General features: G+C 60.1%; 10 protein-coding genes. 4 read left to right on the top strand and 6 right to left on the bottom strand.

Translation table 11 applies throughout. The features are described from left to right. Nucleotide 1: 1 nt before the first annotated feature. From bamE to ACP7B0_RS15385, 6 genes are all read right to left on the bottom strand, one after another. Complete coding sequence (bamE, locus tag ACP7B0_RS15360; RefSeq protein WP_426142260.1) at nt 2–256, bottom strand: outer membrane protein assembly factor BamE domain-containing protein; 255 nt, start codon at nt 254–256, stop codon at nt 2–4. Between the two features lie 256 nt (nt 257–512). Then, nucleotides 513–1,115 carry a DUF924 family protein gene (locus ACP7B0_RS15365; RefSeq protein ID WP_426142261.1) on the bottom strand — a complete coding sequence of 201 codons (603 nt, stop codon included), beginning with the start codon at nt 1,113–1,115 and terminating at the stop codon, nt 513–515. A gap of 3 nt (nt 1,116–1,118) precedes the next feature. Next, nucleotides 1,119–2,129, bottom strand: coding sequence for a class 1 fructose-bisphosphatase (locus tag ACP7B0_RS15370; protein ID WP_426142262.1), 1,011 nt, complete (start codon nt 2,127–2,129; stop codon nt 1,119–1,121). 242 nt (nt 2,130–2,371) lie between these two features. Further along, nucleotides 2,372–3,757, bottom strand: a complete 1,386-nt coding sequence (locus ACP7B0_RS15375) for a DUF3999 domain-containing protein (protein ID WP_426142263.1) — start codon at nt 3,755–3,757, stop codon at nt 2,372–2,374. Further along, nucleotides 3,754–6,612: a DUF2339 domain-containing protein gene (locus ACP7B0_RS15380; RefSeq protein WP_426142264.1), complete on the bottom strand. Its 2,859-nt coding sequence runs from the start codon at nt 6,610–6,612 to the stop codon at nt 3,754–3,756. Before ACP7B0_RS15380 ends, ACP7B0_RS15375 begins: the two co-directional genes overlap by 4 nt. Nucleotides 6,613–6,775: 163 nt before the next feature. Beyond that, nucleotides 6,776–9,226: a glycogen/starch/alpha-glucan phosphorylase gene (locus ACP7B0_RS15385; protein WP_426142265.1), complete on the bottom strand. Its 2,451-nt coding sequence runs from the start codon at nt 9,224–9,226 to the stop codon at nt 6,776–6,778. A gap of 283 nt (nt 9,227–9,509) precedes the next feature. On the opposite strand from ACP7B0_RS15385, the gene pip reads away from it, so the two are divergent. From pip to mdoH, 4 genes are all read left to right on the top strand, one after another. After that, nucleotides 9,510–10,481 (top strand): prolyl aminopeptidase, encoded by a 972-nt coding sequence (gene pip, locus ACP7B0_RS15390; RefSeq protein WP_426142266.1) that lies wholly within the window; start codon nt 9,510–9,512, stop codon nt 10,479–10,481. 122 nt (nt 10,482–10,603) lie between these two features. Further along, nucleotides 10,604–11,041, top strand: coding sequence for a D-aminoacyl-tRNA deacylase (gene dtd / locus ACP7B0_RS15395; RefSeq protein ID WP_426142267.1), 438 nt, complete (start codon nt 10,604–10,606; stop codon nt 11,039–11,041). Nucleotides 11,042–11,299: 258 nt separating this feature from the next. Continuing rightward, nucleotides 11,300–13,198, top strand: coding sequence for a glucan biosynthesis protein G (locus tag ACP7B0_RS15400; protein WP_426142268.1), 1,899 nt, complete (start codon nt 11,300–11,302; stop codon nt 13,196–13,198). Continuing rightward, nucleotides 13,191–15,767, top strand: a complete 2,577-nt coding sequence (mdoH, locus tag ACP7B0_RS15405) for a glucans biosynthesis glucosyltransferase MdoH (RefSeq protein ID WP_426142269.1) — start codon at nt 13,191–13,193, stop codon at nt 15,765–15,767. Before ACP7B0_RS15400 ends, mdoH begins: the two co-directional genes overlap by 8 nt. Nucleotides 15,768–15,887 lie beyond the last annotated feature (120 nt).

The raw sequence follows: 15,887 nt of genomic DNA on the forward strand, positions 1-15,887 counted from the left end.
CTTATTTCAGGCCCTGGCCCGAAAACAGCACCACTTTGTCGGCGGCGTATTGCACGCTGATAAAGCTGTCTTTGTCGCCCCAGGTGCAGCTGGACATGCCCAGTGCGCCGGAGCACTCGGTCGGGCTGCCCAGCAAGCTCTCAACCTGAGCCTTGGGCATGCCTGCGGACAGCTTCGAGTAATTTTCCTGAGTGACTTTGCTGCAAGCGGCCAGCAATACGCAAAACGACAACAATGCGAGAGAGCGCAGAGACATGGATGAAGCTCCTGAACAGAAGGGGGGCAACGTCGCAGCATCGGTCCGGCGGACAAAGGCTGGCGCAGTGCCGATAGCTTAGAAGAGAAAAGGCAGGTCTGGTTCCCTTGGCGGGTGAATCGATCCCGGTTTGAACGCGTCCATACCGTGGGACCGGATTTATCCGGGAAGGCGTCGGTGTGCCAGTGGATATTGCCACGTGTGTTCGGGTTTTTCGCGAATAAATTCGCGCCTGCACAGGATCGTCGTTCCGGGACTAGAAACTCGACCCACGCTGCTTCAAAAACGTGATTTCTTCATCCGTCGAAGGGCGGCCGAGGATCTTGTTGCGGTGCGGGAAACGGCCGAAGCGGGCGATGATTGTCTGGTGGCGCTCGGCATAGTCGAGGCTTTCGTTGAAGTAGTCGCGGTCGGTGGCGGGCAGCAGGGGAAGCAGCTCGGTGAAACGAGCGACGGCCTGATTTTGCGCGTCGATGTTCTCGCTGTGTTCCAGGACCAGATAAATGAACGTGCGCTGCAGCGGATCGAGCGATGTGTCCCGGCCCAGTTTCAAGCCATGCTTTACGAGTGCCTGGGCGCGGGCGTCACCGGCAAACGCTTTTGGCGTGTCACGATAAATCATGCGCGGCAGTTGATCGAGCAACAGCACCAGCGCCAGCCAGCCGTCCGGGTTTTCCACCCATTCGTTCAAGCCGCCGGCCAATGCCTTGTCGACCAGATCACCGAAGCGGGCGAGGGCTTCGGTGTCCTGGGCTTTTTTCTTGCCAAACCAGAGCTTGCCCTTGGCCTGCACCACTTCAGTGGGGCTTTCGGCACAACCGAACCACCACTCCAGCAAGGGCAGCCAAGGGGCAATCATGGTTTATTCCTTGTGGTACGCCGTTGCGCGCGCGACTTCTTCCTTGGAACCCAGGAACACCGCTACACGCTGGTGCAGGCCTTCAGGCTGGATGTCGAGGATGCGTTGGTTGCCATCGGTGGACGCGCCGCCCGCTTGCTCGACCAGAAACGACATCGGGTTGGCTTCATACATCAGGCGCAGTTTGCCCGGCTTGGACGGCTCGCGGCTGTCGCGCGGGTACATGAACATGCCGCCACGGGTCAGGATGCGGTGCACGTCGCCGACCATCGCGGCGACCCAGCGCATGTTGTAGTTCTTTTTCAGCGGGCCATCTTCGCCCGCCAGCAGCTCGCCCACATAGCGTTGTACCGGCGCTTCCCAGTGACGCTGGTTGGACATGTTGATCGCGAATTCCTGAGTGGATTCCGGGATCATGATGTCTTCGTGGGTCAGCACGAAGCTGCCCATTTCACGGTCCAGGGTGAAGCCTTTGACGCCATCACCCAGGGTCAGTACCAGCATGGTCTGCGGGCCGTAAATGGCATAACCGGCGGCGACCTGCTCGGTGCCTGGCTGCAGGAAGGCTTTTTCGTTCAGGGCTTCGTTCTGGCTCAGGTATTCGTTCGGGCAACGCAGTACCGAGAAAATGGTGCCGACCGGCGCGTTGATATCGATGTTGGACGAACCGTCCAGTGGGTCGAAAACCAGCAGATAGGCGCCTTTAGGGTATTTGCCCGGGATCTGGTAGGCATTGTCCATTTCTTCGGACGCCATGCCAGCCAGGTGACCGCCCCACTCGTTGGCTTCCAGCAGGATTTCGTTGGAGATCACGTCGAGCTTCTTCTGAACTTCGCCCTGCACGTTCTCGGTGCCTTCACTGCCGAGTACGCCGCCTAGCGCGCCTTTGGAAACAGCGTGGCTGATTTCCTTGCATGCACGCGCCACCACTTCGATCAGGAAACGCAGATCGGCAGGAGTGTTGTTGCTGCGGGTCTGCTCAATCAAATAGCGACTCAGGGTAACGCGGGACATGGAGAGCTCCGAATAGGGGGGATAAAAACCCGCGCAGTTTAGCGCGAGTGGGGACGTAATACTGCCCATAAGACTGGGTTAGCACCCATTGAGTTCACGTGTCAGATGAGCGTAGCTGGAAATTGCCGGGAAGTGGTGGGCGGCAAACCACAAACCGCAGGTGCGCGATAGCGTCAATGCAGACGACCTGTCGTCGCCTGACACCTCCAGTCGCGGGCATGCGCTCCTGCGGGCCGCGGGTATCACGATTTCGGCGCTGAAGCCCGAAGCGTGCTGGCCGCCATCCAGCCCAGAAAGGCCACGCCGCACACCAGAACCGCCCACAGACCGATGCGTTTCCAGTCAATGCTGTCGGAGGCTGATTCGGGTGGTGCAGCCACGATGACCGGCACGCTGGCCGGTTCTGCTCTGCTCAGGGTGTTCATTTTTTGCACGCTGTAATCGGGGATGAGCGTGCCCAGTGGCAGGTCGGCGGCTTTAGCGGCCGGATTGCCACTGGCCAGGATGAACGGTCCATTGCCTCGGGCCAGAAACACCAGTTGCGTCGCGCTGACGGCATAGCGCACCTGCGGCGCTTCGTTGCCCAGCCCGCCGCCGCGCTCGTCGACTTCCAGCCTCAGTTGGCTGACCCGTCGGCCGGGCAGCAGCAGTTCATCCTGCACCACGTCTTGCCCGTTTTGCGTCAGGCGATACAGCAAGCCGCTGCTCACGGGCTGCCAGGGATCTTGACCGTTGCGCCGTCCGAACAGCGTGCCAGGCGCCAGGCTGTTGGCCTGGGCAATATCAAACTTCAAGCGCTCGACGGGCAGACCGGTGGGCAGTTGCCACAGGTATACCCCGGGCTTTTCGACACTGCCGCTGACCGGCGATGACCAGGTCAACGGTACTTCCGGGCGTTCGGTGCTGGTGCTGTGTACCTGCGCGGAGGTGATATTCGGCGCGGTTTGCGGCGGATTCCACAGCAGACGCAGATAGCGCGCCGTGCGGCCGGGCAAAGCGACTTCGCGCTGCTCGACCAGTTCGTCAGCGAAGGAAAGACGCGCTACTTGCCCATCGCCCCAGGCTTGCCAGTGTTGCAGGTCGTCGCTGGCTTCGATGCTGAAACGCTGGAAGCCTTCATGCTCGGTGCTCCAGTCGATGGTCAGAGTTTCCAGCGCCTGTTTTATCCCGCTGGTGTCCAGCAGCCAGCCGCGCAGCACTTCTTCGCCCGCTTCGATATCACTTTGCGGCTGCACTTCGACCACTGTCCCGCTGGCCGTGCGCTGAACGCGGATGCCCGGCGCAACGTCGGGGCTGTCGGCGGTGCTGTAGAGCGGGAACACCTTCACGGCAGTGGACGGTCGATTGGCCTCGGGCAGGCTCTGGCTCTGGGTCAGGGCATAAGCCTGCACCTGGCCCTCACTGTTGAACACGCGCACGTCACCCAGGGCGTTCTGGCGCGAATTCAGCTGTACGCTTAACGGCAAGTCAACGCGGTACCAAGGGCCTTCGCCGGTCAGCTTCAGGGGAGTCTGACTGGCAAAGTCGCCCAGGTTGTCCTGAGCGCTGGCCAGCGTTGTGGCGAACAACGCTGCACCCAGCGCGACAGTTTTAAGCAGCAGCTGACAACTCACGAACGCGACCCTCATGGAGTATTCGGCTCTGGATTGAGAGAGCCTTCTTTACTCGTTGCCGGAATTTTCGGCGGTAGTGGAGCGAAATATCCCACCACCAATAGCAAAACACCAACACCGATGAATGACACGATGCGGGCCATGCCACCTCGATTGCTCAGTTCCACGAAGAACAGTTTGGCGACCACGACGCCGATCAGGACTGCGCCAGCGATCCAGACTTCGCGTCTGCCGCGCACATGCCCGCCGATCATCAGAGCCAATGCCATCAGTGTCCAGACGATGGATAACCCAGCCTGAACCTGCATCGACTCGAGCAGATCGTTGATATCCCACGGCACGCCGCCCCAGTGGTGAGCACTGCGCGTGACCATGGCGCTCAACAACATGAACAGAGACGCGCCAGCGGCCACCTGGGCCAATCGTTGTGCATGGTGTTCGGTCACGCCCAGTTGCGGCAGTTGGTTGCGCGTCCAGATAAACACGCCTGTCAAGGCGAGCAGCAGACCCAGCTCCAGCGGATTGAGCAGAGGTATGTACGGCAGCGGATCGGCGGCGCCATCGCTGAAGGCATTGGCCAGCCAGAACCAGATCAGCATCAACAACGCCAGGGGCGCGGCGGCCCACACGCGGTATTCCTTTGCATAGGCGTCAATCGGCCATGGCCAGCTGCGCGGCGAGGTCATCGCCAGCAGGTAAAGACTCGGCAGCACCGCCCAACCGAGCCAGCGCCAGGCGTTGTAATAGTCTGACGCCTGCTGCATGGCGTAACTCAATTCCAGCGCCAATACGCTGAGCACCAGCCAGCAACCCAATACATGCGCCAGGCTGCGGGCCTTGACGGGCAGCATGTCGGCCAATAGACGCAACGACATCAAGTGGGCCGCGAGTACTGCGAGCCAGCCCAGCCAGGCCCATTCGGCGAACAGGTGAGTGTTCAGTAGCCAGATCAACATCATTTGCACGCCGCTGACCGGTGTCAGCGCCAGTGTCAGCGTCGCCAGTGCTGGCCAGCGCAGGCGCAGGGCGATGATCGTCCAGAGTGCAACGCTGGCCGCAGCGAGCAAGAGCACCCAGGTGCCCGCGTTGCTGCTAAACCGCAGAACGACGACGAGCAACGACACACCCCACCAGCCGCCACCCCAGATGATCAGCAGGGGCGACAGATAGTTGCTCTTGAGTGGGCCGGACACTTGGAGGCGGTGCGTCAACAGGGCACTGATCAACGCGGCCACGGCGATGATCATCGGCGTCCAGAAGTCGACGCCGGTCGACAGGGGCGAATCCCAGATGCTCATCGGATCGAGAAAAACCAGCCCGGCAGCGGTTTGCAACAGCAACCCGAAGATCCGCGCCAGCAGGCGTTGCTGGCGCATGCCGAGCCAGAACACCGCTGCGCCTTCGATTGCCCAGGCGCACGTTGTCCATTGCGCATCCAGGCCGAGTGGAATCGCCAGCGTCGCGAAAACCACCCCCAATGCCAGACAGGTTTCCACCAGCAGCAAGGCGCGTCCCGGTGCCCGACCGCTCAGCAAACGGGCGATTCCCATGTACAGCAAGCCCAGCGCCAGGGCGCTGAACGCCGCACCCAGTTCGAGGGTTTGCATGATTGCGTACTGCAACCCGAAACCTGCGATGGGCGTGCCGAACAGCAGGGTGCCGTCCACATAATCACCCTGGCGGCGGGACCAGCGCAGCATGGCTTCACGACTGTCGTCCTCGGACTCGCCGGGCACGGCTTGCAGCGTGCGACGTGCGAACAGCAGGCCGATGGCCAGATACATTAAAAAGAACAGCACCAGGAAAGGCTCGGTGGTCCAGAACAACTCCGGGGTGTAAGAACGCAAACCCCAGGCGAAGCCGATGCCGAAGGTGCCGAAGAATCCGATCAGGTTGAGCAAGCGCCAGGCCTTGAACCAGGCGATGGCGAAAATGCCGGCATTGAGCAAGGCGAAGTAGCTGAACAGCGTGACGTGGCTGCCTTGTCCGGTCGACGCCAGAATAGGCGCTGCAAAGCCGCCCAGTGCCGCCGCACAGGCTAAAGACAGGGCGTTCTGATTGATCGCCAGCATCGCGGAAAAAGCCGTGGCTGCCACCAGCAGCGCAAAACCCAGCGCCGGATCCAGCAGGCCATGGACCTTCATCGCAGCGATCACCGTCAGGTACAACACGCCGATGCCCGCGCCTTGCATCATCAGTGCGAAAGGCTCGTTGCGCTGCCTCAGCCACCAGCCCAGGCCGAGCAAGGCCAGCGCGCTGGCGGCAACCCCGGCGTAGCGGGCTTCAATCGGCACCACCATGCCTTCGGTGGCATACCGCAGCAGAAAAGCCAGACCCAGAAACAACAAGACCACGCCGACCCGCAACACGGTATTGCCACCCAGTAACCAGTCCTGCGCCTTTTGCAGGGCTTGATCGAGCGGGTTCGGGCCGGTCGGTTCTGATTCGGGTGCAGGCTCAGTGGCCTGGGCGCGGCTCAAAGGTGCTGCGGGTTGCGACCATTGGGCGTGATCCTGGGCTTCATCCGGCAAATCCCAGATCAATTCTGGCCCGTCGGAAGCGGTTGCGACGATCACGGCATCGTCCGGCAGTGGTGCCGGGGTCAATGCAGGTTCGGCCTCGCGGGTCGGGGAGGCGGAGGGAAATTCCAGGCGAGTCATGCGTTGCTGCAAGGACTCGATGTGTTGCTGTGCTGCGTCCAGTTGCTGACGTTGCGCTGCCGACTCCTTGTGCAGCCTGGACAAGCGAACGCTCAGCCATGCCCCCAGGCCAAGAACGATCGCGAAGGGGCCGTTCACCCAGGGATAAAGCAGATCCTCGGCCAGATACCCCACCGCACCAAGGCCCACCACCAGCAAAACCCATTGCATGACAGAACTTCCTTTTCGGTCAGTGTTCGTTCAGGGGGGAACGCAGCGGCGCAGTATAGCGAAGCGCGCTGGGGATGGCGTGATGGTTTTGACCAGGACCTGCAGGAAAGGTCGTTTTTTGGTCCGTTGGAGCGGGCGGCGCTCCAACGGGTTCCGGGTCCTGTCAGTCCAGCGCTTTCCAGATGTCGCTGGCGTATTCGCGGATGGTCCGGTCGGATGAGAACCAACCCATGCGCGCTGTATTGAGCACTGCCGAGCGCCACCAGTCCTTGGAGTCGTGCCATTTGGTCTCGACCCGGGTCTGGGCTTCCCAATACGAGTCGAAGTCGGCGCAGACCAGGAAGCGGTCGTAGGCCAGCAACTGATCGATCAGGCCAACGTAGCGGTTTGGATCGTCTGGCGAGAACACCCCGCCACGAATCGCTTGCAGCACGTCATTCAGTCGACCGGAAGACGCCGCTGCTGCGTAGGCGCTGAAGTCGCCCACCTGTTTGTGGGCTTCGACTTCCTGTGCGGTCATGCCGAAGATGAACATATGCTCAAGGCCGACCTGCTGGCTCATTTCCACGTTGGCGCCGTCCAGTGTGCCGATGGTCAGCGCACCGTTTAGGCCGAATTTCATGTTGCTGGTGCCTGACGCTTCCAGGCCCGCCGTGGAAATCTGCTCGGACAGGTCAGCCGCCGGGATGATGCTCTCGGCCAGGCTGACGTTGTAGTTGGGCATGAAGACCACTTTGAGCAAGCCGCGCACGGTAGGGTCGTTGTTCACGGTCCGCGCGATGTCGTTGGTCAGTTTGATGATCAGCTTGGCCGAGTGGTAGCTGGCCGCCGCTTTGCCCGCGAATATCTTCACTCGAGGCACCCAATCGGTGCCAGGCTCGGCGCGAATGGCCTGATACAGCGCAACCGTGTGGAACAGGTTCAACAGTTGGCGCTTGTACTCGTGGATCCGTTTGACCTGAACATCAAACATCGCCGCTGGATTAACCGCGATCCCCAGACGTTCATGAATGATCGCGGCCAGGGCGCGTTTGCTGTGCAGGCGCTGATCGGCGAACTGCTTGCGAAACGAGCTCTTTTCAGCGAAGGGTTCCAGCTCGACCAGACGCGTCTCGGCGCTGTCCAGCACCTCGTCACCCAGAGACTCCATGAGCATTTCAGTGAGTTTGGGGTTGGCCTGGAACAACCAGCGGCGGAAGGTGATGCCGTTGGTCTTGTTGTTGATGCGCTCGGGATACAGCTTGTGCATCTCGGCAAACACCGTTTTGCGCATCAGTTGCGTATGCAAGGCGGACACGCCGTTGACACTGTGGGAACCCAGGAACGCCAGGTTACCCATGCGCACGCGACGGCCATTGTCTTCTTCGATCAGCGACACGGCGCGCAATACATCGAAATCGTGAATGCCCTTGGCGCGCAAGGTGTCGATATGTTGAGCGTTGATCATGTAGATGATCTGCATGTGGCGCGGCAACATCCGCTCCATCAAGCCCACCGACCAGGTTTCCAGCGCCTCGGGCAGCAAGGTGTGGTTGGTGTAGGCCAGCGTGCCGACCGTGATTTTCCAGGCGGTGTCCCAGGCGATGCCATGAGTGTCGATCAACTGACGCATCAGTTCGGCCACGGCAATGGAGGGGTGCGTGTCATTCATCTGGATCGCCGCATGATCGGCCAGATCCAGCAAGGTCGCGTGCATGTTCAGGTGGCGGCGCAGCAAATCCTGCAAGGACGCGGATACGAAAAAGTATTCCTGGCGCAGGCGTAGTTCCTGGCCGGCTTCGGTGGCGTCGTTGGGGTAGAGCACGCGGGAGATACTCTCCGCACGCACAACCTCGGCCACGGCGCCGAAGTGGTCGCCCGCGTTGAAGCGCTCAAGGTGCAGATCACCCACGGCACGGGCGCGCCACAAGCGCAGGGTGTTGACGCTCTTGCCACGCCAGCCGACGACGGGTGTGTCATAGGCAATGGCCCGCACGGTTTCCGACGGGCGCCATACCTGATGCGGGTCGCCGGCGTCGTTGAGCACGGTTTCAACACTGCCGCTGAAGCCGACGGGGTAAACCACTTCAGGGCGTTCGAATTCCCACGGGTTACCGAAGTCCAGCCAGTTTTCCGTTTGTTCCTGCTGCCAGCCGTCGACAATGGCCTGACGGAACAGGCCGTGTTCATAACGGATGCCGTAGCCATGCGCGGCGATGCCCAGGGTCGACATGCTTTCCATGAAGCAGGCGGCCAGACGACCGAGGCCGCCGTTACCCAGCGCGGCGTCCGGTTCGAGCAGGCGAATGCGCTCGATGTCCACGCCCAGTTCGGTCATGGCTTCGCGAGCGATTTCCAGCAGGCCCAGATTGCTCAGGCTGTCATACAGCAACCGCCCGATGAGAAATTCCAGAGACAGGTAGTAGACGCGTTTTTGCACCTTGCGATAAATCTGCCGGGTGTGGTCCATCCAGTGTTCGACCATGTGGTCGCGAGCGGCCAGTGCCACGGCCTCGAACCAGTCATGCTCAAAGGCATGGGCGGGGTCCTTGCCCACCGCATAGGTGAGTTTGGCGAGAACAGCGGCGCGAAAAGCAGCCACCTCAGCGTCACGAACGAGTGGTTCCTGAGACATCAATGCGACCTCAAGTAGTCTGACGAATGAAGGATGGGTTGTAACTGTAGGGCGTCTCTCCGGTTATTTCCTGAAAATTCCGAAATAACTGGAGAAACGTCCCACGGTTCGACACAAGCTTGACGCTCTGGTTCGCGAACCCACGTAATTGGCAAAACGCTTGCATTGATCGTTCCAGTCGCGGCAACGCTATTGTTTCACAGCATGAACATTCCCCGTTTCGGGTTTATGATGCCCCACGGCAGATAGATAGAAGCCCCCGAACCGCAATTACGGAGCACCTATGCAGACTTTGTACCCGCAGATCAAACCCTATGCCCGGCACGATCTGGCTGTGGAGCAGCCGCATGTGTTGTATGTCGATGAAAGCGGGTCGCCGGAAGGTCTGCCGGTTGTGTTCATTCATGGCGGTCCCGGCTCAGGCTGCGATGCACAGAGCCGTCGCTATTTCGACCCGAATCTGTACCGCATCATCACGTTCGATCAGCGCGGCTGTGGGCGCTCCACGCCCCATGCCAGCCTGGAAAACAACACCACCTGGCATCTGGTCCAGGACCTGGAGCGTATTCGCGAGCACCTGGGTATCGACAAATGGGTGCTGTTCGGAGGGTCGTGGGGATCGACGTTATCGTTGGCCTATGCCCAAGCGCACCCGGAGCGTGTGCATGCACTGATCCTGCGCGGCATTTTTCTGGCCCGCAAACAGGATATCGAGTGGTTCTACCAGTGTGGCGCGAGCCGTATGTTCCCGGATTACTGGCAGGACTTCGTGGCGCCGATCCCGCTGGACGAACGCGCCAATTTATTGGCTGCGTTCCATAAGCGCCTGGTCGGTTCCGATCAGATCGCCCAGATGCACGCGGCCAAGGCCTGGTCCACCTGGGAAGGCCGTGCGGCAACCCTGAGACCCAACCCTCAGGTGGTCGATCGCTTCAGCGAGCCGCAACGGGCATTGTCCATTGCTCGCATCGAATGCCATTACTTCACCCATGATTCGTTTCTGGAAGAAAACCAGCTGATTCGCGACATGCCCAAGATCGCTCACCTGCCGGGGATCATTGTGCATGGTCGCTATGACGTGATCTGCCCGCTGGACAACGCGTGGGAACTGCACCAGGCCTGGCCCAACAGCGAGCTGCAAGTGATCCGCGACGCGGGCCATGCGGCTTCCGAAACAGGCATCACCGACGCACTGGTCCGCGCAGCCTCACAGGTCGCCCGTCGCTTGCTGGATTTGCCCCCTGAAGAGGCTTGATGATCCGTGCTGTGGGACCGGCTTTAGCCGGGAAAGCGGTGTTTGAATCAATGCAGATGCAGCGACTGCACCGGTCTTTTCCCGGCGCAAGCCGGTCCCGCGGATATAACCAAGGAAATTGAATGAAAGGCTTGCTGCAACGGGTTCGCGGTGCCCGCGTCGAGGTGGACGGTCAGATCGTGGGTGCGATTGATCAGGGATTGCTGGTGCTGATTGGCGTGGAGCCTCAAGACACTCCAGCCAGTGCCGATAAGTTGGTGCACAAGTTGCTCAACTACCGGGTGTTCAGTGATGCCGAGGGCAAGATGAATCTTTCGCTGCGGGATGTGGGCGGTGGATTGTTGCTGGTTTCACAGTTCACCCTGGCGGCTGACACCAAAAGTGGCATGCGCCCCGGTTTTTCCAAGGCGGCGCCTCCAGCCTTGGGAGCGCAACTGTTCGACTATTTATTGGCTCAAGCGAAAAGCTCGCATGCCCTTGTGGCGGCGGGCCAGTTTGGGGCGGATATGCAGGTGCATCTGGTCAATGACGGGCCGGTGACGTTCTTGCTGGAATCCTGAAAGGCGATTTTCCCTGCGTGCCCCGAATTTATTAGGCGAAAAGCGATAAATACTTTGTTGCACCTGATGCGTTGTAACGCGCGCTACTAGATAATCGCGCGCTACGGGTATCGGCGTTTGTAGGTCCGTTCGGCAAGGTCAGTAGGCTGGTTCGACACCGTTTAGGGAATCATTACGCCCTTTCGGAGTCGGAACAATGCTCGCCAACCCGGCACTTGATAGCTGGCCGTTGGTTTTTTCATCTGTTTTCGGCGAGGGTTGCTCGTGATTGTTAGTCCCTGTAATGCAGCAAAGACACCTGGCAAACGGTTGCGTAGTGCGCTATTGGCAAGCTCGGCCCTGATCTGCCTCTTCGGCTCCGCGTCCCTGTGGGCGTTCGGTCTGGATGACGTAGCCGCCAAGGCAAAAGAAATGTCCGGGCAGAAGTTCCAGGCCCCGAAGAGCAATCTGCCTGCAGAGTTCCGCGACATGAAGTTCGCGGACTATCAGAAAATTCGTTTCCGTGAAGACAAAGCGGAATGGGCGCCTGACAAAACGCCGTTCAAATTGTCCTTCTACCACCAGGGTATGCATTTCGACACCCCGGTCAAAATCAACGAGGTCACCGCGACAAACGTTGAAGAGATCAAGTACGACAGCAGTCGTTTCGATTTCGGTGACTTGAAGTTCGATCCCAAAGCCACGGACAAGCTGGGTTACGCAGGCTTTCGCGTGCTTTACCCGATCAACAAAGACGACAAGCATGACGAGATCATGACCATGCTTGGCGCCAGCTATTTCCGGGTTATCGGCAAGGGGCAGGTCTACGGCCTGTCTGCGCGCGGCATGGCGATCGATACCGCTTCCCCGTCGGGTGAAGAGTTCCCGCGCTTCACTGAGTTCTGGATCGAGAAGCCAGGCCCGGATGACAACCATCTGGTGATCTTTGCGTTGCTGGACTCTCCGCGTGCCACCGGTGCGTACAAGTTCATCCTGCGTCCGGGGACCGACACATTGGTCGACGTTCAATCGCGCATGTACCTGCGTGACAAGGTCAACAAGCTGGGCGTTGCGCCTCTGACCAGCATGTTCCTGTTCGGTGCCAACCAGCCTTCGCGCGTGCTCAACTACCGTCGCGAGCTGCATGACTCCAGCGGTCTGTCCATTCAGGCAGCCAACGGTGAGTGGATCTGGCGTCCGTTGAACAACCCTAAACACCTGTCGATCAGCAGCTTCTCGGTCGAGAACCCGCGTGGCTTTGGTCTGTTGCAGCGTGGCCGTGACTTCAGCAACTTCGAAGATCTCGACGACCGGTACGACAAGCGTCCAAGCGCCTGGATCGAGCCTAAAGGCGATTGGGGCAAAGGCACTGTTGAACTCGTCGAGATCCCGACTGCCGACGAAACCAACGACAACATCGTTGCGTTCTGGAAGCCGGAAACCTTGCCGGCACCCGGCGAGCCGGTTGATTTCAACTACCGCATTCACTGGACCATGGATGAAAAATCCATTCACTCCCCTGATCTGGGCTGGGTCAAGCAGACCCTGCGCTCCATCGGTGACGTGAAACAGTCCAATCTGGTTCGTCAGCCCGACGGCAGTGTGGCTTTCCAGGTCGATTTCGTCGGCCCGGTGTTGGCCCGTCTGCCGGAAGACAAGACCATTCGCAGCCAGGTCACGACCGATGAGAACACTGAACTGGTCGAGAACAACCTGCGCTACAACCCGGTTACCAAGGGTTATCGCCTGACGCTGCGGGTCAAGGTCAAGGACGGCAGCAAGCCGATTGAAATGAGTGCTTATCTGTTGCGCGAAATTCCTACCGAACCGGGTAAGGAACCTGCGCTGCTTGTTGCTGACAAAGCACATATTGGCGAAGAGAAAAAAGCGGCACCTAAAGAGGCTGTAAAAGAAGCCCCTACAGCGCCGCAGACCGATCTGGCCAAGGCCGCTGCCGGTACGCCCGCAGACGCCGCCAAGGCTGACGCTGCGAAAGCCGAAGCCGGCAAGACCGATCCGGCCGTGGCTGATGCAGCCAAGACCGATGTCGCCAAAGATAAAGACGGCAAAGAGATCCAGCAGCCTGAAGCCGAAGCTGCGCCCACCCATCCGGAACCGGCCAAGACGCTGCAAGTCATGACCGAGACCTGGAGCTACCAGTTGCCAGCCGATGAGTAATTCTTTACCGGTGCCGGAATCGCTTAGCGAGTACCTGGCACACCTGCCGATGAGCGATGAGCAGCGGGCCGAACTGGCTTCCTGCAAATCGTTCACAGAGCTGCATGAACGTCTTTCGGCGCAGTCAGTTGCCGATCCGGCCGATGCCGCCCAGGCATCGGTGGGTCGTCGACTGACGATGACCACCGCCGACGAGTTGCAGGAGGCTGAGATGCTCAGCCTCGATGCAAACGGGCGAGTGTGTCTGAAAGCCACGCCACCTATCCGTCGTACCAAGGTCGTCCCTGAACCTTGGCGGACTAACATTCTGGTGCGTGGCTGGCGTCGGCTGACCGGTCGATCCAATCCGGTGGAAGCGCCTGTGCGGGAGCTGCCCAAGGCACGCTGGCGCACGGTCGGTTCGACTCGCCGGTATATCCTGCTGATTCTGATGCTGGGTCAAACCATCGTCGCCAGCTGGTACATGAAAGGCATCATGCCGTATCAGGGTTGGTCCTTGGTTTCGCTGGACGAAATCACTCACCAGACCTTCGTGCAAACGGCCTTGCAAGTGCTGCCTTATGCCTTGCAGACCAGCATTCTGTTGCTGTTCGGCATCCTGTTTTGCTGGGTGTCGGCGGGTTTCTGGACGGCACTGATGGGCTTCCTCGAGTTGCTCACCGGGCGTGACAAATACCGCATCTCCGGCGCCAGCGCCGGTAATGAGCCGATTGAGAAGGGTGCCCGCACCGCGCTGGTCATGCCGATCTGTAACGAAGACGTACCCCGGGTTTTCGCGGGTCTGCGCGCAACGTTCGAATCGGTGGCCGCCACCGGTGATCTGGATCGCTTCGACTTCTTCGTGCTCAGCGACACCAATGACACCGACATCGCCGTAGCCGAGCAGCAAGCCTGGCTCGACGTGTGCCGTGAGGCCAAAGGTTTCGGCAAGATTTTCTACCGTCGTCGTCGCCGTCGCGTTAAACGCAAAAGCGGCAACCTGGATGACTTCTGCCGTCGCTGGGGGGGTGACTACCGCTACATGGTCGTGCTCGACGCAGACAGCGTCATGAGCGGCGAGTGCCTGACCAGTCTGGTGCGCTTGATGGAAGCCACGCCGGACGCCGGTATCATCCAGACCGCGCCACGGGCGTCGGGCATGGACACGCTTTATGCACGCATGCAGCAGTTTGCAACGCGGGTGTACGGTCCATTGTTCACCGCTGGCCTGCACTTCTGGCAGTTGGGCGAATCCCACTATTGGGGTCACAACGCGATCATCCGCATGAAGCCGTTCATCGAGCACTGCGCCCTGGCGCCGTTGCCCGGTAAAGGCGCATTTGCCGGTGCGATCCTCTCCCACGACTTCGTCGAAGCGGCGCTCATGCGTCGCGCCGGTTGGGGCGTGTGGATTGCCTACGATCTGCCGGGCAGTTACGAAGAGTTGCCACCGAACCTGCTGGACGAACTCAAGCGCGACCGTCGCTGGTGCCACGGCAACCTGATGAACTTCAGGCTGTTCCTGGTCAAGGGCATGCACCCGGTTCACCGGGCGGTATTCCTGACGGGCGTGATGTCGTACCTGTCGGCGCCGCTGTGGTTCTTCTTCCTGGTGTTGTCCACGGCGTTGCTGGCGGTGAACACGCTGATGGAGCCGACGTACTTCCTTGAACCGCGTCAGTTGTATCCGTTGTGGCCGCAGTGGCACCCGGAGAAAGCCGTTGCGCTGTTCTCGACCACGATTGTGCTGTTGTTCCTGCCTAAACTGCTCAGCGTCATTCTGATCTGGGCCAAGGGCGCAACGGGTTTTGGCGGCAAGTTCAAAGTCACTGTTTCGATGCTGATGGAAATGCTGTTCTCGGTGCTGCTGGCACCGGTGCGCATGCTGTTCCACACCCGTTTCGTACTGGCTGCTTTCCTGGGCTGGGCGGCGACCTGGAACTCTCCGCAGCGCGACGATGATTCCACGCCATGGATTGAGGCGGTCAAACGCCACGGTCCGCAAACCCTGTTGGGTGCGTGCTGGGCGCTGTTGGTGGCCTGGCTGAACCCGAGCTTCCTGTGGTGGCTGGCGCCTATCGTCGGTTCGTTGATGCTGTCGATCCCGGTTTCGGTGATCTCCAGCCGCACTAACCTGGGCCTGAAGGCGCGCGACGAGAAATTCTTCCTGATCCCGGAAGAGCACACGCCGCCGCAAGAGCTGATCTCTACCGACCTGTACACCCATGAGAACCGCTGGCATGCACTGAAGCAGGGTTTCATCCGGGCCGTGGTGGATCCGCAGCAGAATGCCTTGGCGTGCGCGTTGGCGACTTCCCGTCACCGTGTGGTCGAGCCTATCGAGTTCGTGCGCATGGAGCGTGTACGTCACGCCCTGAATGCAGGTCCGGACAAACTCGATAATCAGCAGCGTTTGATGTTGCTGAGCGATCCGGTTGCCCTGGCTCGTTTGCATGAGCAGGTCTGGAGCGAAAGCCACCCTGAGTGGTTGGCCGCCTGGCGAGCCTCCATCGAAGCAGATCCACATGCTCCGTTGCTGCCGCTCAAGCCTGTCGAGCACGAGCCTGAGCCTTCGTTGGCTCATGCCTGATCGCTCAAGGTAGAAAGAAAAACGGCGCCTCCCAAGGGCGCCGTTTTTTTTGTTTGAAAACCGTCGGTTTGCTGTAGGCACACACACCGTGTTTGCGACGTGACGAGCCTACGTACTCAA

The sequence above is a fragment of the Pseudomonas sp. DWP3-1-2 genome (assembly GCF_049896285.1).
GTDB lineage: Bacteria > Pseudomonadota > Gammaproteobacteria > Pseudomonadales > Pseudomonadaceae > Aquipseudomonas.

What these genes read in the sequence shown, in the direction of transcription:
- ACP7B0_RS15380 (WP_426142264.1), bottom strand. Translation starts at nt 6,612, where the DNA reads ATGCAATGGGTTTTGCTGGTGGTGGGCCTTGGTGCGGTGGGGTATCTG.
- ACP7B0_RS15370 (WP_426142262.1), bottom strand. Translation starts at nt 2,129, where the DNA reads ATGTCCCGCGTTACCCTGAGTCGCTATTTGATTGAGCAGACCCGCAGC.
- pip (WP_426142266.1), top strand. Translation starts at nt 9,510, where the DNA reads ATGCAGACTTTGTACCCGCAGATCAAACCCTATGCCCGGCACGATCTG.
- ACP7B0_RS15375 (WP_426142263.1), bottom strand. Translation starts at nt 3,757, where the DNA reads ATGAGGGTCGCGTTCGTGAGTTGTCAGCTGCTGCTTAAAACTGTCGCG.
- mdoH (WP_426142269.1), top strand. Translation starts at nt 13,191, where the DNA reads ATGAGTAATTCTTTACCGGTGCCGGAATCGCTTAGCGAGTACCTGGCA.
- ACP7B0_RS15385 (WP_426142265.1), bottom strand. Translation starts at nt 9,226, where the DNA reads ATGTCTCAGGAACCACTCGTTCGTGACGCTGAGGTGGCTGCTTTTCGC.
- bamE (WP_426142260.1), bottom strand. Translation starts at nt 256, where the DNA reads ATGTCTCTGCGCTCTCTCGCATTGTTGTCGTTTTGCGTATTGCTGGCC.
- ACP7B0_RS15365 (WP_426142261.1), bottom strand. Translation starts at nt 1,115, where the DNA reads ATGATTGCCCCTTGGCTGCCCTTGCTGGAGTGGTGGTTCGGTTGTGCC.
- dtd (WP_426142267.1), top strand. Translation starts at nt 10,604, where the DNA reads ATGAAAGGCTTGCTGCAACGGGTTCGCGGTGCCCGCGTCGAGGTGGAC.